21 protein-coding genes are annotated in these 19,849 nt (G+C 75.3%); 14 read left to right on the forward strand and 7 right to left on the reverse strand.

Annotated features, from left to right (window positions below; translation table 11 throughout):
• Nucleotides 1-203 precede the first annotated feature (203 nt).
• The 4 genes from ACFV6D_RS25785 to ACFV6D_RS25800 all read left to right on the forward strand — a co-directional run bounded on the left by ACFV6D_RS25785 (nucleotide 204) and on the right by ACFV6D_RS25800 (nucleotide 3,781).
• Nucleotides 204-1,559 carry an MFS transporter gene (locus ACFV6D_RS25785; RefSeq protein WP_380561258.1) on the forward strand — a complete coding sequence of 452 codons (1,356 nt, stop codon included), beginning with the start codon at nucleotides 204-206 and terminating at the stop codon, nucleotides 1,557-1,559.
• Between the two features lie 72 nt (nucleotides 1,560-1,631).
• The gene (locus tag ACFV6D_RS25790; RefSeq protein WP_350877487.1) at nucleotides 1,632-2,162 is read left to right on the forward strand and encodes a hypothetical protein; all 531 of its coding nucleotides are present in this window, start codon (nucleotides 1,632-1,634) and stop codon (nucleotides 2,160-2,162) included.
• A gap of 10 nt (nucleotides 2,163-2,172) precedes the next feature.
• Nucleotides 2,173-2,937, forward strand: a complete 765-nt coding sequence (locus tag ACFV6D_RS25795) for a futalosine hydrolase (RefSeq protein ID WP_380561246.1) — start codon at nucleotides 2,173-2,175, stop codon at nucleotides 2,935-2,937.
• Nucleotides 2,930-3,781, forward strand: coding sequence for a 1,4-dihydroxy-6-naphthoate synthase (locus ACFV6D_RS25800; RefSeq protein WP_208869081.1), 852 nt, complete (start codon nucleotides 2,930-2,932; stop codon nucleotides 3,779-3,781). The genes ACFV6D_RS25795 and ACFV6D_RS25800 overlap by 8 nt, the downstream gene beginning before the upstream one ends.
• 10 nt (nucleotides 3,782-3,791) lie before the next feature.
• Here ACFV6D_RS25800 and ACFV6D_RS25805 read toward each other — a convergent pair whose 3' ends face one another.
• Entirely contained in the window at nucleotides 3,792-4,175 is a 384-nt protein-coding gene (locus ACFV6D_RS25805; protein WP_063348207.1) for a cold-shock protein, read from the reverse strand.
• Between the two features lie 472 nt (nucleotides 4,176-4,647).
• Between ACFV6D_RS25805 and ACFV6D_RS25810 the strand changes: the two genes are divergently transcribed.
• Nucleotides 4,648-4,890 (forward strand): hypothetical protein, encoded by a 243-nt coding sequence (locus tag ACFV6D_RS25810; protein WP_063348208.1) that lies wholly within the window; start codon nucleotides 4,648-4,650, stop codon nucleotides 4,888-4,890.
• Between the two features lie 47 nt (nucleotides 4,891-4,937).
• Here the strand turns inward: ACFV6D_RS25810 and ACFV6D_RS25815 are convergent, their stop codons facing one another.
• Entirely contained in the window at nucleotides 4,938-5,564 is a 627-nt protein-coding gene (locus ACFV6D_RS25815; protein WP_363377331.1) for an HAD family hydrolase, read from the reverse strand.
• A 100-nt stretch (nucleotides 5,565-5,664) separates the two neighbouring features.
• Between ACFV6D_RS25815 and ACFV6D_RS25820 the strand changes: the two genes are divergently transcribed.
• From ACFV6D_RS25820 to ACFV6D_RS25835, 4 genes are all read left to right on the forward strand, one after another.
• Entirely contained in the window at nucleotides 5,665-6,696 is a 1,032-nt protein-coding gene (locus tag ACFV6D_RS25820; RefSeq protein WP_380561247.1) for a FecCD family ABC transporter permease, read from the forward strand.
• Entirely contained in the window at nucleotides 6,693-7,796 is a 1,104-nt protein-coding gene (locus ACFV6D_RS25825) for a FecCD family ABC transporter permease (RefSeq protein WP_380561248.1), read from the forward strand. The genes ACFV6D_RS25820 and ACFV6D_RS25825 overlap by 4 nt, the downstream gene beginning before the upstream one ends.
• Nucleotides 7,796-8,602 (forward strand): ABC transporter ATP-binding protein, encoded by an 807-nt coding sequence (locus ACFV6D_RS25830; RefSeq protein ID WP_380561249.1) that lies wholly within the window; start codon nucleotides 7,796-7,798, stop codon nucleotides 8,600-8,602. The genes ACFV6D_RS25825 and ACFV6D_RS25830 overlap by 1 nt, the downstream gene beginning before the upstream one ends.
• A gap of 67 nt (nucleotides 8,603-8,669) precedes the next feature.
• Nucleotides 8,670-9,641, forward strand: coding sequence for an ABC transporter substrate-binding protein (locus ACFV6D_RS25835; protein ID WP_380341668.1), 972 nt, complete (start codon nucleotides 8,670-8,672; stop codon nucleotides 9,639-9,641).
• Here ACFV6D_RS25835 and ACFV6D_RS25840 read toward each other — a convergent pair.
• A complete protein-coding gene (locus tag ACFV6D_RS25840) occupies nucleotides 9,604-10,437 on the reverse strand; it encodes a DUF6597 domain-containing transcriptional factor (protein ID WP_380489624.1) in 834 nt (277 codons plus the stop codon). The genes ACFV6D_RS25835 and ACFV6D_RS25840 overlap by 38 nt on opposite strands.
• 101 nt (nucleotides 10,438-10,538) lie before the next feature.
• Between ACFV6D_RS25840 and ACFV6D_RS25845 the strand changes: the two genes are divergently transcribed.
• A complete protein-coding gene (locus ACFV6D_RS25845; protein ID WP_371517520.1) occupies nucleotides 10,539-10,982 on the forward strand; it encodes a MarR family winged helix-turn-helix transcriptional regulator in 444 nt (147 codons plus the stop codon).
• On the opposite strand, the gene ACFV6D_RS25850 is transcribed toward ACFV6D_RS25845, so the two are convergent.
• Nucleotides 10,979-12,388: an MFS transporter gene (locus ACFV6D_RS25850; RefSeq protein ID WP_380561250.1), complete on the reverse strand. Its 1,410-nt coding sequence runs from the start codon at nucleotides 12,386-12,388 to the stop codon at nucleotides 10,979-10,981. The two genes, ACFV6D_RS25845 and ACFV6D_RS25850, sit on opposite strands and share 4 nt — an antisense overlap.
• Nucleotides 12,389-12,623: 235 nt before the next feature.
• Here ACFV6D_RS25850 and ACFV6D_RS25855 point away from each other — a divergent pair, with 235 nt between their 5' ends.
• Nucleotides 12,624-13,229, forward strand: coding sequence for a TIGR03086 family metal-binding protein (locus tag ACFV6D_RS25855; RefSeq protein ID WP_380561251.1), 606 nt, complete (start codon nucleotides 12,624-12,626; stop codon nucleotides 13,227-13,229).
• A 52-nt stretch (nucleotides 13,230-13,281) separates the two neighbouring features.
• Here the strand turns inward: ACFV6D_RS25855 and ACFV6D_RS25860 are convergent, their stop codons facing one another.
• Nucleotides 13,282-14,160: a LysR family transcriptional regulator gene (locus tag ACFV6D_RS25860; RefSeq protein ID WP_380561252.1), complete on the reverse strand. Its 879-nt coding sequence runs from the start codon at nucleotides 14,158-14,160 to the stop codon at nucleotides 13,282-13,284.
• 70 nt (nucleotides 14,161-14,230) lie between these two features.
• Here ACFV6D_RS25860 and ACFV6D_RS25865 point away from each other — a divergent pair, with 70 nt between their 5' ends.
• The gene (locus ACFV6D_RS25865) at nucleotides 14,231-14,593 is read left to right on the forward strand and encodes a nuclear transport factor 2 family protein (RefSeq protein ID WP_380341650.1); all 363 of its coding nucleotides are present in this window, start codon (nucleotides 14,231-14,233) and stop codon (nucleotides 14,591-14,593) included.
• 165 nt (nucleotides 14,594-14,758) lie between these two features.
• Here the strand turns inward: ACFV6D_RS25865 and ACFV6D_RS25870 are convergent, their stop codons facing one another.
• The gene (locus tag ACFV6D_RS25870) at nucleotides 14,759-15,409 is read right to left on the reverse strand and encodes a hypothetical protein (RefSeq protein WP_380561253.1); all 651 of its coding nucleotides are present in this window, start codon (nucleotides 15,407-15,409) and stop codon (nucleotides 14,759-14,761) included.
• A gap of 102 nt (nucleotides 15,410-15,511) precedes the next feature.
• On the opposite strand from ACFV6D_RS25870, the gene ACFV6D_RS25875 reads away from it, so the two are divergent.
• Complete coding sequence (locus tag ACFV6D_RS25875; RefSeq protein WP_380561254.1) at nucleotides 15,512-16,246, forward strand: TetR/AcrR family transcriptional regulator; 735 nt, start codon at nucleotides 15,512-15,514, stop codon at nucleotides 16,244-16,246.
• Here the strand turns inward: ACFV6D_RS25875 and ACFV6D_RS25880 are convergent.
• Complete coding sequence (locus ACFV6D_RS25880; protein WP_380561255.1) at nucleotides 16,143-16,985, reverse strand: hypothetical protein; 843 nt, start codon at nucleotides 16,983-16,985, stop codon at nucleotides 16,143-16,145. The genes ACFV6D_RS25875 and ACFV6D_RS25880 overlap by 104 nt on opposite strands.
• Before the next feature lie 343 nt (nucleotides 16,986-17,328).
• On the opposite strand from ACFV6D_RS25880, the gene ACFV6D_RS25885 reads away from it, so the two are divergent.
• Nucleotides 17,329-19,848: a helicase-associated domain-containing protein gene (locus ACFV6D_RS25885; protein WP_380561256.1), complete on the forward strand. Its 2,520-nt coding sequence runs from the start codon at nucleotides 17,329-17,331 to the stop codon at nucleotides 19,846-19,848.
• Nucleotide 19,849: the final 1 nt, after the last annotated feature.

Below are 19,849 nucleotides of genomic sequence, written 5' to 3' on the forward strand. Positions count from 1 at the left end.
AGCAGTCTCCGGCCCCCGCTGCGGGCGAACCGCAGCCGGGGGGCGATTTCGAGTCGCCCACCGCCCCCGTGAGCCTCGTCAAGACCGGCGCCGCGATCGCCACCGCGACCGGCACCGGCGCGGACCCGGCCGTCCACGCCCGGCAGCTCGCCGCCCTGGACGGGGACCCCGGCGAAGAGGAACCCGAGCCGAGCCGCAACGTCCTGGTCCGGACCGCCTCCGCCGCCGGCGCCCGCACCGGCCGGGTGGTGCACGGCACCGGCCGCCGGATCCGCAAGGCCACCTCCGCGGAGGGCGCGGGCGAATCCGGCCTGGCGAAGCTGATCGAACTGCACGCGCTGAACTCCTTCGGCGACATGCTGATCACCGTCGCGCTGGCCTCGACCATCTTCTTCTCCGTGCCCACCGGCGAGGCCCGCGGCCGGGTGTCGCTGTACCTGCTGATCACGATGGCCCCGTTCGCCCTGCTGGCCCCGGTGATCGGCCCGCTGCTGGACCGGCTGCCGCACGGCCGCCGGGCGGCGATGGCGATGTCGATGCTGGCCCGGGCGGTGCTGGCCTGGACGATGGCCGGGGTGATCACCAGCGGCGGTCTGGCGCTGTACCCGGAGGCGCTGGGCGTGCTGGTGGCGTCCAAGGCGTACGGGGTGGTGCGCAGCGTGGTGGTGCCGCGGCTGCTGCCGAGCCGGCTGTCGCTGGTGAAGGCGAACTCCCGGGTCACCCTGGCCGGGCTGCTGGCCACCGGGGTGGCGGCCGGGGTGGGCGGTCTGCTGCACCTGATCGGGCCGGGCTGGCCGCTGCGCGGCGCGTTCCTGGTCTTCGTGATCGGCACCCTGATGGCCTTCCACCTGCCGCACGCGGTGGACTCCGCCAAGGGCGAGCAGCGCGCACTGCTGCACGCCGAGATGCACGGCGAGGCGCACGGCGAGCGGGCGCCGGAGGACGCCCGCGCCCCGAAGGCCTCGCTGCGCACCGTCGGCCCGTCGGTGATCCTGGCGCTGCGGGCGATGTCGGCGCTGCGCTGGCTGGTCGGCTTCCTGGTGATGTTCCTGGCGTTCCTGCTGCGCGAAGAGCCGATCGGGGGCCTGCGGCCGACGCTGGCACTGGGCCTGGTGGCGCTGGCGGCGGGGACGGGCAACGCGCTGGGTTCGGTGCTGGGCTCCTGGCTGCGCACCCGGGGCCCGGAGGCGACGGTCACCGCGATGCTGCTGCTGGCGACCGGCGCGACGGCGGCGGCCGCGCTCTGGTACGGCGTGGTGACGGTGGTCCTGGTCGCCGGCGTGGCCGGGGTGGCGGCCTCGCTGGGCAAGCTGTCGCTGGACGCGCTGATCCAGCGGGACGTCCCGGAGGCGGTGCGGACCTCGGCGTTCGCGCGGTCGGAGACGCTGCTCCAGCTGTCCTGGGTGGCCGGCGGCGCGGTCGGCATCCTGCTGCCGCTGAACGGCGTGCTGGGTCTGTCGGTGGCCGCCGGAGTGGTGGGCCTGATGCTGCTGTGGACGGTCCGCACGCTGTTCCGGGTGGGCCTGCGGCGGCGCCCGGCGGCGCCCAGGGTGGCCTGAACCGGCCATGGGCAACACGCGGTGGCCGACCCCCGCGTAGCGTGATCGGCGAAGCCCGGTAGATTCTGACGCATGAGCCTCAATACCCGTGCCATCGCCGCCCTCGGCGCCGTCGTCGTGGTCGGTGCTGCCACGGTCGGCACGTCCGTCGCCATCGCGAGCGGCCAGACCGAGCACAGCTCCCACCGCGCGACCCTCACGGTCGGCAACTCCTCGATCGTCGCGGACCCGCTGTGCTTCAACGGCGGCAGCCCGATCACGGAGGACCTGCAGCAGGAGTGCCAGCAGAAGGCCACCCAGGCCCTCGCGGAGGGCACCCTCCCGACCTCCGACGTCGTGGTGAGCGACCGGGTCGGCGTCGGTGTCTCCCCGAACGTGGCCGACACGGGCTGGTGGGCCTTCACCAACGGCGGCTCGCAGGGCCAGGGCGGGCGCTTCAGCCTGTTCTCCTACGCCAAGGGCCCGACCTTCTCCGGCTCCCAGCCGGCGAGCCAGGTGCTGAACGCCTCCGGCAAGACCCTGGTCACCGTGGTCGAGGGCGACAAGAACTCGGACAACCCGGTCGCCGTCTGGTACTTCCAGCTGAACACCCAGGACAGCTGACGTTCCCGCGATGACCGCACACGCCGTCGCGGACGAGCGCAGCGACCAGTCGGGCCCCGACCGGGCCCGGCTGCTCGTCGTCGTCGCGGTGCCCGCCGAGGCCGAGGCCGTCCTGCGCGGCCTGCCCGGCCCGGCCACCGTGCTGCCGTTGCCCGGCGGTGCGCTGCACCGGGCCGCGGGCGCCCCGGTGGACGTCCTGGCGGGCGGGGTCGGCCCGGCCGCCGCCGCGGCCGCCGCCTCCGCCGCGCTGGGCGCGCAGACGGCCTCGGGGGGCCGCTACGGCCTGGTCGTCTCGGCCGGGATCGCCGGCGGGTTCGCCCCGCACGCCCCGGTCGGCACCACCGTGCTGGCCGACGCGATCGTCACCGCCGACCTCGGCGCCGAGACCCCCGAGGGCTTCGCCGACGTCACCGAACTGGGCTTCGGCACCGTCCGGCACACCCCTCCCCCGGCCGCCGTCGCGCTGGCCGCCCGGGCCCTGGGCGCCGCCACCGGCCCGGTGCTGACCGTCTCCACCGTCACCGGCAGCGCCGAGCGGGCCGCCGCACTGGCCGCCCGCCACCCGGGCGCCCTGGCCGAGGCGATGGAGGGCTTCGGCGTGGCCGAGGCCGCCGCCCGGTACGGCGTGCCGGTGCTCGAACTGCGGACCGTCTCCAACCCGGTCGGCCCGCGCGACCGGGCCGCCTGGCGGATCGGCGAGGCGCTGGCCGCCCTGGAGCGGGCCTTCGCCGCGCTGCCCGTCCACGAACTGATCGAGGAGGCCGGCCGTGGCTGAACGGCTGAGCATCGCGTACTCGCCCTGCCCGAACGACACCTTCGTCTTCCACGCCTGGGCGCACGGCCTGGTGCCCGGGGCGGACGCCCCCGAGGTGACCTTCGCGGACATCGACGTCACCAACGGCCTGGCCGAGCGCGGCGAACTGGACGTCCTGAAGATCAGCTACGGCGCGCTGCCCTGGGTCCTGGACGAGTACACCCTGCTGCCCTGCGGCGGCGCGCTCGGGCGCGGCTGCGGCCCGCTGGTGCTCACCCGGCCGGGCACGGACGCCCCCGCGGACCTCACCGGGAAGACGGTGGCGGTGCCGTCCGAGCGCTCCACCGCCTACCTGCTGTTCCGGCTCTGGGCCGCGAAGGCGGTGCCGGGCGGCTTCGGCGAGATCGTCGTCCTGCCGTTCCACGAGATCATGCCCGCCGTCCGGGACGGCCGGGTGGACGCCGGCCTGGTGATCCACGAGGCCCGGTTCACGTACCGGCAGTACGGCCTGCACAGCCTGGCCGACATGGGCGAGGCCTGGGAGCAGGAGACCGGCCTGCCGATCCCGCTCGGCGCGATCGTCGCCCGGCGCTCGCTCGGCGCCGAACGGCTGCGCGCGCTCACCGACGCCGTCCGCGCCTCCGTCCGGCAGGCCTGGGCGGACCCGAGCGCCAGCCGGGAGTACGTGCTGGCGCACGCCCAGGAGATGGACCCGGCCGTCGCCGACCAGCACATCGCCCTGTACGTGAACGAGTTCACCGCGGACCTCGGCGAGGAGGGCTACGCGGCCGTCCGCGCGCTGCTCACCCGGGCCGCCGCGGAGGGGCTGGTGCCCCCGCTCGACCCGGGTGCGCTGGCGTTCTGATCCCCCTCGGTCAGACGTCGAACTGGTCGGCCACCGCGCGCAGCAGGCCGGCCAGCTTCTGGCCGGTCGCCTTGGCCGGGTAGCGGCCGTGCTGGAGGCCCGGCAGCACCGCGTCCAGCGTGGTGATCAGGTCCTGGACGATCGGCGCCATGTCGTCGGCGCTCTTGCGCTGGGCGGCGGCCACCGACGGCAGTGCGTCCAGCAGTTGCACGGCCATCGCCTGGTCGCCGCGGTGGCCGGCGACCACGCCGAACTCGACCCGCTGGCCCGGCTTCAGCACGGTGACACCGGCGGGCAGCGCCTTGGTGTGGACGAAGACGTCGCCGCCGTCGTCGCGTGACAGGAAGCCGAAGCCCTTCGTCTCGTTGAACCACTTGACCTGGCCGGTGGGCATCTCGACAGTCCTCGAATGGGTGTGAGGGATCCCGGCCCTGGCCGGGGATCACTGGGTGGTGGGGAAGGCAGCCGACCTCGGCTCGGCGCCCGCGGGCGCTCATGGTCAGCACGCTGTCAGGAGCAGACTAACGGTCCGTCACTGCCTCATCCGCGTTCCGCGAAAGATCCGCGTTCCAAGGCCCGTTGGGGGCGGTACGGGCGCGGCGTTCTCGCGATCACGGGCGACCCGGTACTGGCACAGCCGGGGCGCGGCTCAGCACGGTCCATCGGCTCACACCCCCGGGTCTGAGGAAACGGGGCGCACGTGTCGCACCCCTCGGCACCCCCTGCATACCCCCGCCCAGCAGGGATCAAAACGTTCAGCTTCCGAGAAACTGCGCAACGTGACCGGACCGCTCCGGTGACGGGGCCCGGCGGCCGCTCTGCCAGACTGGACCGACCGCCCGACCAGCCCCGAGGAGCGAGCAGACGTGAGCAGCCAGAGCGCCGACCCCGGCGACGTGTACGTCAAGGCCGGGACGATCGTCTTCGGTCTGGGCGCGCTCGCCACCCTGGTCACCTTCGTCCCGCTGTTCCTGCACCTGACGCCGCTGCCGACGGCCGCGTACTGGCTGAGCATGCTGATGCCGGCGGGCTTCCTGGCCGCGCTGACCGGGCTGTTCCTGAACGCGCGGGCCCAGCGCCGCCGGGTGGAGTCCGCGGCCGCGTCCTAGAACGCGGCCCCGGGACCCGGCCCCAGGGCGTGCCCCGGGGCCGCGGCTCAGCCGGCCAGGTGGGCGTCGAGCCAGGCCGGGAACCCGGTGAGGTCCGCCAGCACCACGTCCGCCCCGGCCGCGCGCAGTTCGTCCGCGCTGTACGGGCCGGTGGCCACGCACACCGCGACGGCGTCCGCGTGCCGGGCGCCCCGGATGTCGCCGAGGTGGTCGCCGACGTAGACGCTCGCGCCGTACTCGCGCAGCGCCTCGCCCTTGGTCTCCGCCCAGAGGTCGCCGACCAGCGCGTCCGCGTGCAGCCCGGCGTGCTCCAGGTGCAGGCGGGCGTTCGGCTCGTACTTGCCGGTGATCACCGCGACCCGGCCGCCGTGGTCGCGGACCGCCTCGACGGCGGCATGCGCGCCGGGGAGGGCGACGGTCGGGGCGAAGGCGAGGTCGCGGTAGAGCTCGCGGTAGCGGGTGGCGGCGCGCTCCACCTCGTCCTCCGGGAACCAGTTGCGGATCTCGTCCAGCAGCGGCGGGCCGAGCCGGGTGACCACCAGGTCGGCGTCGATGCGGGCGCCGGTCTCGGCCGCGAGCGCCAGGTAAGTGGCGTGGATCCCCGGCCGGGTGTCCAGCAGCGTCATGTCGAGGTCGAAGCCGACGGTGAGCGGGGCGGTGCGGGTCTCGGGCATGCCGCCAGGCTATCCAACGGGCGGTTCGGGGAGCCGGGGCAATTTGCCCCGGCTTCCGACGGGAACTTAGGTTTACCTGAGTTGTCTGCGGAGAGGGCCCATGACCGACACCACCGCGCCACCCGGCGCGCGACGGACAGCGCGCCGCCGAATACTGTGGCTCGCCGCCGCGCTGGCCGTCCTGGCCGCCGCGGTGCTGCTGAGCCTGGCGGTCGGCAGCCGCACCATCCCCTTCGGCGACACCCTCGACGCCCTGCTGCACGGCGGCGACACGGCCAACGCCGTCGTCGTCCGCGAGCTGCGGGTGCCGCGCACCGTCGTCGGGCTGGCCGTCGGCGCGGCGCTCGGCCTCGCCGGGGCCGTCATGCAGGGCCTCACCCGCAACCCGATCGCCGACCCCGGCATCCTCGGCGTCTCCCAGGGCGCGGCGGCCGGCGTGGTCCTCGCCATCTCCGGCTTCGGCGTCTCCACCCTCACCGGCTACGTCTGGTTCGGCTTCGCGGGCGCCGTGATCGCCACCGTGCTCGTGTACGGCCTGGCCGGGCGCGGCCGGGGCGGGGCCACGCCGATCAAGCTGGCGCTGGCCGGCTCGGCGATGTCCGCGTTCATCGCCTCGCTCAACACCATGGTGCTGACGACCGACGCGGCCACCATGGACCAGTTCCGCTTCTGGCACGTCGGCTCGCTCTCCGGGCGGACCTCGGACGTGGCCTGGCAGCTGCTGCCGTTCCTCGCCGTCGGCACGGTGCTGGTGGTCGCGGTGGCCCGCGGCCTGGACGCGCTCGCGCTCGGCGAGGACACCGCCAAGGGCCTCGGTGCCAAGACCGGCCTGGTCCGGGCGGTCGGCGCGCTCGGCGCGACGGTGCTGACCGGCTCGGCCGTCGCGGCCGCCGGGCCGATCGCCTTCATCGGCCTCGCCGTCCCGCACGCGGCGCGGGCCGTCGCCGGCGCGGACCACCGCTGGGTGCTCGCCTTCTCCGCCGTCCTCGGCCCCGCCCTGCTGCTGCTCGCCGACACCCTGGGGCGGGTCCTCTTCCCGCCGTCGGAGGTCCCGGCGGGCGTGATGACGGCGCTCGTCGGCGTCCCGGTCCTGGTCGCGCTGGTGCGCCGCCGGAAGGTGGTCGCGTCATGAGCGCGCAGGGCGGGCGAACCGTCGGGCGCGGCGCCGTCTCCCCGCGCGGGTACGCCGTGCTGCGGGCCGGGCGGGCGTCCGTGCTGCTGCACCGCCGGTCGGCGGTGGTGGCGCTGGGCCTGCTGGTCGCGCTGGCCGGGACGGTCGTCGCCTCGCTCTGCCTGGGCGAGTCCGCCGTGTCGCCGGTCGAGGTGGTGAAGGTGGTGCTCGGGCAGCCGAGCCCGCACGAGCTGGTGGTCGGCGAGTTCCGGCTGCCCCGGGTGGTCGTGGGCCTGCTGGTCGGCACGGCGCTGGGGCTGGCCGGGGCACTGATCCAGACCGTCGCCCGCAATCCGCTGGCCAGCCCCGACGTGGTGGGCGTGACCTGGGGCGCGACCGCCACCGTCGTCGGGCTGATGGCGTACGGCGTGGTCGGCTCGACCGGTCAGGCCCCGTACGCGGCGGTCGCGGGCGGGCTGGTGGCCGGGCTGCTGGTGTACGCGCTGGCATGGCGGCGCGGCCTGCACGCGCAGCGCTTCGTGCTGATCGGGATCGGGATCAGCGTGGCCCTGTCCTCGCTGACCTCCGTGTTCCTGACCAAGGGCGATGGCTTCCAGGCGCAGGCCGCGAAGGTCTGGATGACGGGCAGCCTGAACGGCGCCGGCTACGACCAGGCCGGCTGGCTGGCCTGGGTGCTGCTCGCCGCCGTGCCCGTCGTCCTGTGGGCGGCGCGGGCGCAGCGCTCGATCTCCTTCGACGACGCGACGGCCGTCGGTCTGGGCCTGCAGCTGCACCGGATCCGCCTCGGCATGGCGCTGCTGGGCATCGTGCTGGCCTCGTGCGCGGCGGGCGCCGCCGGGCCGGTGGACTTCGTGGCGCTGATGGCGCCGCAGATCGCGCTGCGGCTGGTCCGGTCCGCGCAGGTCCCGCTGTTCTGCTCGGCGCTGACGGGCGCGCTGGTGGTCGTGCTGGCCGATCTGATCGCCCGGCGACTGATGGCGCCGACCGAACTGCCGGTGGGCGTGGTGACCGGCATGGTCGGCGCGCCGTACTTGATGTGGCTGCTGATCCTCCCCCGAACTCCGTTCGGGGGTACCCCCATCCGTCGTGGAGGTTCCTGATGTCCGCTCACCGACTGGAGGCCCGGGGCCTCACCCTGGCCTACGAGGCGCGCACGGTCGTCGAGGGCCTGGACGTCGGCATCCCGGACGGGCGGGTGACGGTGATCGTCGGCCCGAACGCCTGCGGCAAGTCGACGCTGCTGCGGGCCCTGGGGCGCCTGCTGAAGCCGGTCCGGGGCGCGGTGCTGCTGGACGGCGAGGAGCTGGCGCGGATCCCGACGAAGCGGATCGCCCAGCGGCTGGGGCTGCTGCCGCAGTCGCCGACGGCGCCGGAGGGCATCTCGGTGGCGGACCTGGTCTCGCGGGGCCGCCAGCCGCACCAGAGCTGGTGGCAGCAGTGGTCGCCGGAGGACGAGGCGGCGGTGACGGAGGCGCTGGAGCGGACGTCCACGGCGGAGCTGGCCGAGCGCAGCATGGACGAGCTGTCCGGCGGCCAGCGGCAGCGGGCGTGGATCGCGATGGCGCTGGCGCAGGGCACGGACATCCTGCTGTTGGACGAGCCGACCACCTACCTGGACATCGCGCACCAGGTGGAGGTGCTGGACCTGGTCCGCCGGCTGAACGTCGAGCGCGGCCGCACGGTGGTGGCGGTGCTGCACGACCTCAACCAGGCGGCCCGGTACGCGGACCACCTGGTGGCGATGCGGGACGGCCGGGTGGTGGCGCAGGGCGCGCCGACCGAGGTGGTGACGGCGGAGCTGGTGCGGGAGGTGTTCGGGCTGGAGTCGGTGGTGGTGCCGGACCCGGTGACGGGTACGCCGTTGGTCGTTCCGGGGGCCCCGTGGGCGGCGGCCGTGAACGCCTGACGGCAATTCCACACCAAACCGGACATAATCGGCGCGCCCCCGAAGCCTCACCGCCTGAGGACCGCCGATGCACCGGATCGCCCGCCGTTCGTTCCTCGCCGGTCTCGGCGGGGCCGCGCTCGCGGCCTGCACCACCCGGCGGCCGGCGCCGCCGACCGCCGACGGCCTGGGCGCGGCCGCCTCGCCCACCCCGGTGCCGCCGGTCACGGTGGACACGGCCACCGGGCCGGTGCTGGTGCCGGGCGAGCCGCTGCGGGTGGTCGTCCTCGACACGGACGTGCTGGACTCGGCGCTGACCCTCGGCATCACCCCGGTCGGCGCCGCGCTGCCGGCCGCCGACATCCGGTTCCCGAGCTACTGGCCGGCCTCCCGGGTCGCCGGGATCCACCGGGTCGGCCTGGCCGGCGCCCCGGACCTGGTCGCGATCCGGGCCCTGCGGCCGGACCTGATCCTCTCCAACCAGGCGCGCGACGGCGACCGCTACGACCAACTGCGGGAGATCGCGCCGACCGTACTCACCCAGACCACCGGCGCGCCGTGGAAGGCCGATTTCCAGGTGCACGCCCAGGCGTTGAGCCGGGAGGCCGCGGCGGCGGCCTTCGTCTCCTCGTACCAGCGGCACGCCAACCAGGTGGTGCAGGCCCTGTCGGCGGCGAAGGCGTCCGGCCGGAAGGTGAGCCTGGTGCGGTTCGTGGAGGGCGGCGGGATCCGGCTGTTCGGGAAGCAGAGCTTCCCCGGGATCGTGCTGTCGGACGCCCAGGTGGGGCGGCCGGACGCACAGAACGTCGACCAGTCCGACGTCGAGATCCCGCTGGACCAGATCGCGAAGGCGGACGGCGACCTGCTGCTGTACGCCACCTCCGGCGACCCGGCCCTGGCCGGCACCGACGCCGCGCTGGAGAGCCCGGGCTGGCAGGCGCTGGGGGCGGTCAAGGCGCACCGGGCGTTCCCGGTGGACGACCAGCTGTGGTTCCAGGGGATCGGGTACACCGGCGCCAACTTCATGCTGGCCGAGCTGCAGCGCTTCCTGGAGGCGTGACCCGCCGCGCGGCGTCGGCGTAGCGGGCCGGGGAGGTGCCGACGGCGGCCGTGAAGTCGCGGGTGAGATGGGCCTGATCCGCGTACCCGAGTTCGGCCGCGAGCGCCGCCAGGTCCAACGCGCCGCCCGCGTCGGCGCGTTCGGCGGCCTCGTGGAGGCGGGCGCGGCGCAGCACCCACTTCGGGGAGGCGCCGACGTACTCGGCGAACAGCCGCTGGAGCCGGCGGACGGTGAGGCCCAGCTCCCGCGCCAGGTCGTCGACCCGGCACAGGTCGGGTGTGCCGGTGATCCGCTCCACCATGGCGGCGACCTCCTGCGCGACCGGGTCGGGCGCGGGCAGCCGGGGCAGCAGGAAGGCGTCCGCGAGGGCGGCCTGGTCCCGCGGCCGTTCACCGAGCACGTCCTCGTTGAGCCGGTCCACCTCGGGGCCGAAGTAGGCGGCCGCGGGCACCGACCGGTCCGCGAGCCCGGCCACCGGGTGCCCGGCGAACGAACGGAACGCGCCCGGCCGGAACTTCACTCCCAGCACGTGCCCGGCGCCCTCCAGGCGGCGGACGAAGAGCGACCGGTCGACCCCGTAGACGCGAGCCCTCGGGGCCTCGAAGACCAGGTGCACGTTCGGGTGGGCGAGCACCTTCTGCTCGTACGGGGGCCGGCCGCGCCGGTCCCAGCGGACCAGCCAGTAGAACTCGACGAAGCGCGCCACGGCGGGGGCGGGCGCGCGCCGCTCCACCCTGATCGCCTCCGCCGCGCGGGCGGGGTGGAGCACGCCGCGTCCGAGGTCGGGAGAGTCCATACCCGCCAGGCTAGGCCTTGTCCGGTATGGACTCTCCGGGCCCGCGACGCCCGGGTTCCGGCGCCGGTCGGGGTGGCTGCACCCTGCCATAAGCTGGCGCGGTGAGTAGCGAACCGGCCCCGCCCGAGGACACCGCCGTCGAGCTGATGCGCGCGATGACGCGGCTGCGGGCACGGCTGCGCACCGAGGCCCCGATCGACGACCTGCCGTGGAACTGGTCGCACCTGACCACCCTGCACCGCGTCGTGCAGCAGGGCCCGGCGACCGTGACCGAACTCGCCCAGGCCGAGCACGTGCGCCGCCAGTCCATGGCGGAGACCGTGGCCGCGCTGCGGGCCGGCGGCCTGGTCAGCGCCGCCAAGGACCCGAACGACGGGCGCAAGTCCCTCTTCAGCGCGACCCCGGCCGGAGCCGACCTGTGCGAGCGGATCCCGGCGGCGCGGGAGGCGTGGCTGGCCGAGGTGATCGGCTCCACCCTCCGGGCCGGCGAGCGCAAGACGCTCGACCGGGCCGCCGAGATCATGAACCGCCTGGCGGACAGCTAGGACTCGGCGAGTCGCCGGTCACAGACGGTCAGGGCGATGAGGAGGGCGGAGATCGCGACCAGCACCCAGGCGATGGAGTGCAGGCCGCCGTCGTCCACCCGGTCGTGGAAGGCGGTGCCGGTGATCGCCGCCGAGGCGATGGAGCCGAGGTAGCCGAAGGTGCGCAGCAGCCCGGAGGCGGTGCCGACCGTGGCGGCGGGGGCCTCCTGGTAGAGGACGGTCTGGTTGGCGACCGTCCCGGCGCCGGAGGTCAGTCCGAACACCGCGCTGACGGCGACGACCGCCGCCATCGGGGTGCCGCCGCCCACGAACAGCACGGCCACGGCGCCGAACAGCAGCAGCACCGAGCAGACGATCAACGGCAGCCGCACGCCCGTCCGTTGGGCCACCACCCGGGCGGCCACGGCGCTCAGGACGCCCATCGGCATCAGCGCCAGGCCGGCCTGGTAGGCGGACAGCCCGCGGGCCGCCTCCAGCCACTGGGTGAGCCCGTAGAGGATCACGTACGTCCCCATCAGCGTCAGGCCGTTGCGCACGTAGGTGCGGGTCAGGGCCCCGTTGGAGGCGAGCAGCCGGACGTCGAGGAACGGGTGGGCGGCGCGCAGTTCCCAGCCGACCAGCACGGCGGCGAGGACGAGGGCGGCGGCGAGCGCGGGCCAGTCCGGGCGCGGCAGGGCGGAGAGGAAGACCATCAGGGCGGTCAGCGAGCCACCGAAGCCCAGCATGCCGGGCAGGTCGAGGCGGGAGGCGAGGGCGCGGGGTGAACCGGGGCGCACCGGGTCGGGGTCCGGCGCGATCCCGACCACCGCCAGGACCAGGGCGACGGCGGCGACCGGAATGTTGATCCAGAAGGCGGTCTGCCAGCCGAACCAGCCCACCAGCAGCCCGCCGAGCGCGGGGCCTACAGCGACGGTGGCGGCGCCGGTGATCGCCAGGCCGCCGAGCACCCCGCGCGGCGGGGCCTGGTACCCGACCTGTTCGGCGCGGCGGCGGATCAGCAGCATCGCGGCCGGGTAGCCGGCCGAGGTGCCCGCGCCGATCAGCACCCGGGCCGCGATCAGGGCGGCCATCGAGTGGGCCAGCGTGCCGACGATCCCGGCCGCGAACACCAGCACGATGCCGGCGATGAAGATCCGCCGGGGCCCGAACTCCTCGGCGAGCCGCCCGGCGGCGGGCTGGGCCAGCGCGCTGGTGAGGTACAGGCAGGAGATCAGGACCGCGGTGTCCCCGACGGGGAGGTGCAGGGCGGCCGCGATGGCCACCAGCGCGGTCGCGATGATCGAGCTGTTGACCGGGTTGAGCGAGGCCCCCAGGTACAGCGGGACCACGAAGCGCGGGCCGAAGGGGTTTCCGGCGGGCGCCGGGGTCGTCTGCCGCGGGGTGCGGGTGTCGCCGGGGAGAGGCATGCCGGGTTCCTTCCGCTTCCTCCGGGACCTCTGCGACGGGGCGGGGCCTGCTGGGGAGATCCCGGCGGAGATAGGCAGGCTGCCTGCTGAACATTAGCAGTCTGCCTGCCTATTTTGAACCGTTCGCCGCAGTCGGGGCGGGCCGCCGCGAGCCCCGGCCCGACGCTCCTGGTCAGGGCGCCGACCGTCGCGTTTCTTCAAGACCCGGCAGCCCCGACCGGCGCAGGATCGGGGCATGAACGATCACCCCACCCCGGACACCCACCCCCTGCACCCCCTGCTGGCCCGCGCCGCCGCGGCCGCCGCACGCGTCGCCGACGGCGTCCCGGCGGGCCACCCGCTGGACGGCCCGACGCCCTGCGCGGACTTCGACACCCGCGCGCTCGTCAACCACTGGGTGCTCTACACCTCGCACGGCCTGGAGCACCGGGCCCGCCGCACCGAACTGCCCAAGGCGCTGGTCGACCACGACTTCACCGCCGACCCCGGCTGGCCCGCCGCCTACGCGGCCCAGCTGGACCGCGCCGTCGAGGCCTGGGCCGACCCGGCCGCCTGGGCGGGGGACGTCGACCTCGGCGGCTCCCCGGCACCGGCGGAGGGCGTCGCCCGGATGCTGATCGCGGAGCTCGTCCTGCACGGCTGGGACGTCACCCGGGCGACCGGCGGTCCGATCGGGATCGACGAGGAGCTCGCGCAGCTGGTGCTGGAGGTCGTCGAGGAGAACGCCGAGCTGTACCGCCAGTACGGCGGGTTCGCCGCCCCGGTGGCGGTGCCGGACGGCGCCCCGGCGCTGGACCGCGCGCTGGCCGCCTCCGGGCGCGATCCGCGCTGGAACGCCTGAGCGGCTGAGCGGCTGAGCGGCTGGGTGCTCAGCCGGTTAGCCGGTCAGGCCCTCAGCCCGTCGCCCGCAGGGACGCGCGGAGCCGGGCGTGCAGCAGGCGCACGGCCGGCGAGTGCTGGCCGGGTCGGGCGACCAGGCCGAGGCGGGCCCGGACCGGCGCATCGGCGACGGGGACGGTCCGGAGGCCCTCGCCGGCGGCGGAGGAGGGGCTGAGGACGGCGACGCCGGCCCCGCGCTGGGCGAGCCGGAACAGCGTGGCCGGGGAGCTGGCGTCGATGTCCACCCGCGGATCGAGGCCGAGTTGCAGGCAGGAGTGCTCGTAGGCGGCGCGGATGCCGGTGCCCGGGGAGAGGCAGAGGATCTTCTCGGACGCGAGGTCGGCGAGCCGGAGGGAGGGGCGGTCCAGGCGGTGGCCGGCAGGGACGATGGCGGCGATCGGCTCGTCGACGACGACGGTGACGTCCAGGCCGGGGCCGGCCTCCTTGGCGAAACCGATCAGCGCCAGGTCGAGGGCGCCGGAGAGGACCTGCGCCTGGAGCAGCTCGGAGTGGCCCTCGTGCAGGCTCAGTTCGATGCCGGGGTGGGTGCGGCCGAGGTCGGCGACGACGTCGAGGAACGGCGGGATCGCACACCCCATGATCATCCCGAGCCGGACGCGGCCGCGGACGGCGTCGGCGAACTCGGCGGCGGTGTGCTGAATGGCTTCGAGCGTGGCGAGGGCGTCCTTGGCCAGCGGCAGGACGGCCTCGCCGGCGGGGGTGAGGCGGACCCGGCGGCCGGAACGGTCGAGGAGCAGCTGGCCCAACTCGCGTTCCAGCTTGCCGACCTGGGTGCTGATGCCGGACTGGCTCACGTGCAGGCGGGTCGCGGCGGCGGTGAAGGAGCCCTCGTCGACGACGGCCGCGAAGTAGCGCAGCTGGTGCATCTCCATAATCAATGATGATAGCTGGGATCTGATCCATCTGTTGGACGGATGGCGGAGTGCTCGGGAGGATGGAGGCATGACGACGACGAAGACTGCGCGTGAGATTTCCGAGACCTACTTCGCGGCCTGGCAGGCGGGCGACTTCGAGACGCTGCGGGGGCTGCTGGCGGAGGACGTCGACTTCGTGGGGCCGCTGGCCACGGTGTCGGGGGTGGAGAACGCCTTGGCCGGGCTGAAGGGGCTCGGGCAGGTCCTGGAGAAGATCGAGGTGCACGCCCGAGTGGTCGAGGGGGACGACGTGATCACCTGGTTCGACCTGCACACGAGCGTCGCACCGCCGGCGCCGACGGCGAACTGGAGCCACGTGGAGAACGGGCGGATCACCCGGATCCGGGTGACCTTCGACCCGCGGGAGCTGCTGGCGGGCTTCGCCCGCTGAGCGGCTGGGGCGCACCGCGCCGCCGGACTGAGGGGCTGGGGGGTTGAGGGGCTGAGCGATCCGCCGCCGGGCCAAGCGGGGCCACGCCGGACCAAGCGGGGCCAAGCGGTCCGACCCGCCGGGCCGGATCGCCCAGCCCGGCGGGTCGGATCGCGGCGGCCCCGGCTACCGTCGCGCCAGCCGGCCGCGAACCGCCCAGGCCGCCGCGCCGAGGGCGAAGCCGTAGACCGCCACCAGGCCGTGCCCGTTGTCCTGGGCGAGCCACATGGCGAGGCCCAGCACCGGGACGCCGACGGCCAGGGCGCGCTCCTTGGGCAGGCGGGTGCGGGTGAGGAAGGCGAGGGCCAGGGTGGCGCCGAGGAAGTAGGTGGCGCCGGAGCTGCCGGCGAAGTTGCGGGGGTCGGTGCTGGGGCCGTCGCCGAAGCCGAGCAGGTCGTCGATCCGGCCGGGCAGCAGGATGCCCGCGAGGAAGAAGGCGAGGGTGAGCGGGCCGCCCCAGTACCGCTGGGCGAGCGCGGCGACGGCGGCGAGGGTGGCGAGGTTCCACAGGCCGCCGCCGAGGCCGCCGTTCTGCAGGAAGACCGAGGTGAACTCGCGCCACCAGCCGGACTTGGCGGGGTCGGCGTCGAGCGCGTCCATGGCGCCGGACCAGAGCAGCTGGAGCAGCACGCCGCCGACGGCGAGCGCGGTCAGGGCGACCGCCGCCCACGGGGTCGGCCGCCCCCGCAGCGTGTCCCGGCCGACCACGCCGAGCCCGCAGTTGACCATCATGACCATCAGCGCGGCCGTGGTCACGTTGAACAGGATCGCCCCCATGACTGCCCCTCCCCCATTGCATTCCAACACCGTTCGAAAACCGGGCAGGGCAAAGCTAGCACAGCTTTCGAACGGTGTTTGAAAACGTTGTACGGTGGAGCCATGAAGCTCACCAAGGAGCGCATCGTCGATGCGGGCATGGCCGTCTTCGCGGAGGTCGGCTACCACAACCTGTCCATGCGCCAGGTCGCCGACCGCCTCGACGCCCACGCCGGCAGCCTCTACTACCACGTGCGCGGCAAGGACGAGTTGCTCACCCTGATGGCCGACCGCGTCTGCCGGCAGGCCTACGACACCGGCACCGGAGCCCTCGCCGCCCTCGGCCCCGACGCCACCTGGCGGGACCGGGTCGAAGCCCAGGCCACCACCCTGCGCCGCAGCATCCAGCAACACCCCGGCGGCGCACTGCTCCTCGCCGAGAGCCCCGGCGTCCTCAGCTCCGGCGGCCTCTCCCTGATGGAACGCCTGCTGCGCACCCTCCTCGACGCCGGCCTGCCCACCGTCCACTGCGGCATCGCCGCCGACATCCTGCTCAGCCACGTCACCGGCTTCGTCCTCCAGGAACAGAACCAGCCACCGGCCCCACCACCCGTCAGCGCCGAGCTCTACGCCGACCTGTGCGCGCAGTTCCCGCTGATCATGGGCGAGTTGATCCCCCGGATCAGCCAGGACGAGAAGTTCACCCAGAGCATCCGACTGCTCTGCACCGGCTTCGCCGCCCTCGTCCCGGGCCTCAGCCCTGCTGCGGCGGACGACGGCGCAGGCTCAACAGCAGCAGCACCACCGCCGACAGCACCGCCGACAGGCGCAGCACGCCCGGGGCCGCCGACCAGCTGATCTGGCTGAACTGCGCACCGGCCTGCACGCCCGCGCCGCCCTGGGCGCCCGGCTTGGCCTGCATGGCGTGCAGGGTGGCCGCGCTCATCGTGATCAGCGGGATCCCGAGGATGACGAACTTTCGCATCAGGTCGGAGAGTTGGCGGGACAGGTAGCCGAGGGCCCAGCCCACCAGCATGGCCGGGAAGAAGCTCATGGCGGCGCCGCCGATCAGCAGCCCGCAGGAGAGCAGGACCAGCAGGGACGGCCGCCGAACCCCGACGCCTGCACCTGCACTTGCGCCCGCACCCGCACCCGCATCGGCACCGGCCTGGCCGGCGGGGACGGCCGGCTGCGCCTTCGCCTTCCCCGCGGCGGCCGCCTTCCCCTTGGCCTTGCGCAGCTTCTTCCCCTTCCCCGAAGCCGCCGCAGCCGCCCCCGCCGCAGCTCCCGCCGGATCGGCAGCCTGCGCGCCCGCCGCACCCGCCGCTCCCGCCCCGCCCCCGGCGCGCTGCTCAGGGATCGGCTTCGGCGGAGCCTGCGGCGAGTCCGAGAAGTTGAGCAGCACCAGATCCCAGCCGTTCGCGCCGGAGCTGTACACCTGGGGCGGCGGGATGGAGTCCGAATCGTCCTCGGGCCCGTCGAAACGCGACTTGTCCAGCTGTACGGGCGGCGCCCCGGCCCCCGGGGCGCGCGGCGTCCGGGGCGGATCCAGCGGCACCGACGGAGTCCCGCCGCCCGGCGCCGCCGTGTCGTACACGCTGTCCCCGTCGGAGGCGCCGGACGGACCGGAGGCCCCGGACCCACCCGACGCACCCGGACCGCCCGAACCGCCCCTGTCACCGGCAGCACCGGCCCCGGCAGACCCGCCGGAGGCCCCCGCCCCGCCCCCCGAACGGCCGCTCCACGGCCCGCTCCTGCGCCACCACTCGCCGTCCGTCATCACCGACACCCCGCCTCGCGCCCGAACCCCGGCCCACCGAACCACCCTCGGCCGTGACGCTACCCACCCCGCCCCCGCCCACGCGAGTCCTGAGGACCGGTCCACCACGGGCCGCCGCACGGACACCCCGCCGTCCGCCCGCCCGACTAACCTAGGTCGAATGACCACACAGCAGGGCCCTCAACGCCAGGGCAGGTCCGCCGCCGGCCCCCGCACCCTCGCCGAGGAGTTGCGCGCCCGCCCCGACGACGCGCTCGCCGCCCTGCTCCGCTCCCGCCCCGACCTGCTCAACCCCGTCCCCGGCGACCTCACCCAGCTGTCCGCCCGGCTCTCCTCCCGCGCCTCGGCGCTGCGCGCCCTGGAGCGCCTGGACCGCTTCACCCTGCAGGTCGCCGAGGTCCTGGCCACCGCCCCGGACGGCACCGGCCTGGCCACCGTCCGCACCCTGCTGACCGGCCCGGCCAAGGTCAAGCCGCACCCCGGCGCGACCCCGCTGACGCCCGCCGACCGGTCCGCCGTCGCCGCCGCCCTCCCCCGGGCCATCGCCACCCTGCGCGACCGGTCCCTGCTCTGGGGCCCGGACAACGGCCTGCGGCTGGTCCTCGCCGTCCGCGAGGCACTCGCCCCGACGGCCGCCAACCCCGGCCGCACCGGCCTCGGCCCAACCCTCTCCGACGCGACCGTCGGCATGTCCCCGGCCCGGCTGCAACAGCTGCTCGCCTCCGCCGGACAGCCCGCCACCCCGGACCCGGTCACCGCCGTCGACGCGCTCGCCGCCCTGCTGAACGACCGCGCCCGCTGCGCGGCGCTGCTCGACACCGCCCCCGAGGCCGCGCTGCGGCTGCTGGAGCGGCTGGTCTGGGGGCCGCCGACCGGCACCGTCCCGGACGCCACCCGCCCGGTCACCGCCGAGGACGCGCAGAGCCCCGTCGAGTGGCTGCTCGCCCGCGGGCTGCTGCTGCCCAGCGGGCCGGGCAGCGTCATCCTGCCGCGCGAACTGGCCCTGCACCTGCGCGGCGGCCGCACCCACCGCGCCGTCGAGCCGGTCCAGCCCGAGCCCGCCCCGGCCGCCGCCCCGCGCGATCCACAGGCTGTGGACGGCGCGGCGGCCGGCCAGGCCCACACCGCCGTCAAGACCGTCGAGGAACTCCTCGACACCTGGGGCCTCACCCCACCGCCCACACTGCGCGCCGGCGGCCTCGGCATCCGCGACCTCAAGCGCACCGCGCAGGCCCTGGAGACCACCGAGCAGCAGGCCGCCTTCTGGCTCGAACTCGCCTACGCCGCCGGGCTGCTGGCCCCCGACGGCGAGGCCGACGAACGCTGGGCCCCGACCCCGGCCTACGACGGCTGGCTCCAGCGGGACACCGCCGAACGCTGGTCCGTCCTCGCCGCCGCCTGGCTCGCCGCCACCCGCGTCCCCGCCCTCACCGGCACCCCGGACGGCAAGGGCAAGCCGCGCGCCGCACTCGGGCCCGAGCTCGACCGCACCCTCGCCCCGTCCGTCCGCCGCGCCACCCTCGCGCTGCTCGCCGAACTCCCGCCCGGCACCCCCGCCACCGCCGCCGAGCTCCTGCCCACCCTGCGCTGGCAGCGCCCGCTGCGCGGCGGCCCGACCGGCCCGGACGGCCACGAGCTGCGCGACGACCTCACCGCCTGGACCCTCGCCGAGGCCGAACTCCTCGGCGTCACCGGCCGCGGCGCCCTCGCCGCCCCCGCCCGCGCCCTGCTCACCGCAGAATCCGACCCGGCCGAGGTGCTCGCCCCGCTGCTGCCGCAGCCGCTCGACCACGTGATCCTGCAACCGGACCTCACCGCGATCGCCCCCGGCCCGCTGCTCACCCCGCTCGCCCAGGCCCTCGCGCTGTGCGCCGACATCGAATCCAAGGGCGGCGCCACCGTCTACCGCTTCACCCCGGTGTCCGTGCGCCGTGCCCTCGACGCCGGACGCACCGCCGCCGACCTGCGGGCCTTCCTGGAGCAGCACTCCCGGACGCCCGTCCCGCAGCCGCTCGGCTACCTGATCGACGACGTCGCCCGCCGGCACGGCATCCTGCGGGTCGGCGCCGCCTCCTCCTACCTGCGCTGCGACGACCCGTCCCTGCTGAACGAGGTCCTCGCCGACCGCCGCTCCGCCGACCTGCGGCTGCGGCTGCTCGCCCCCACCGTCCTCGCCGCCCAGGCCGCCCCGGACGTCCTGCTCGCCGCCCTGCGCACGATGGGCTACGCCCCGGCCGCCGAGTCCGCCGAGGGCGACGTGCTGATCACCCGCCAGGACAGCCACCGCACCCCGCCCCGCACCGCCCCCGCGCCCGTCCCGGACGGCCCGCCGACCCCCGACGACACCCTGCTCGCCGCCGCCATCAAGGCCATCCGGGCCGGCGACCGCGCCGCCACCGTCAACCGCCGGGACTCCACCCCCGACCCGCGCCAGCTGCCCCGCACCGCCGCCGCCGAGACCCTCGCGGCCCTGCAGACCGCCGTCCTGCTCGGCGAACGGATGTGGATCGGCTACCTCAACGCCGAGGGCATCGCCAGCCAGCGGATCATCGACCCGGTCAAGGGGGGGGGGGGGGGGGGCGCCCCCCACCCCCCCCCCCCCCCCCCCCCCCCCCCCCGACCCCCCCCCCCCCCGGGGAGGTTAAAAAACAAGACCAGCCCCCCCCCAAGCAACAGGTGAT

Origin of the sequence: Kitasatospora sp. NPDC059812, from assembly GCF_042732075.1 — a bacterium.
GTDB lineage: Bacteria > Actinomycetota > Actinomycetes > Streptomycetales > Streptomycetaceae > Kitasatospora.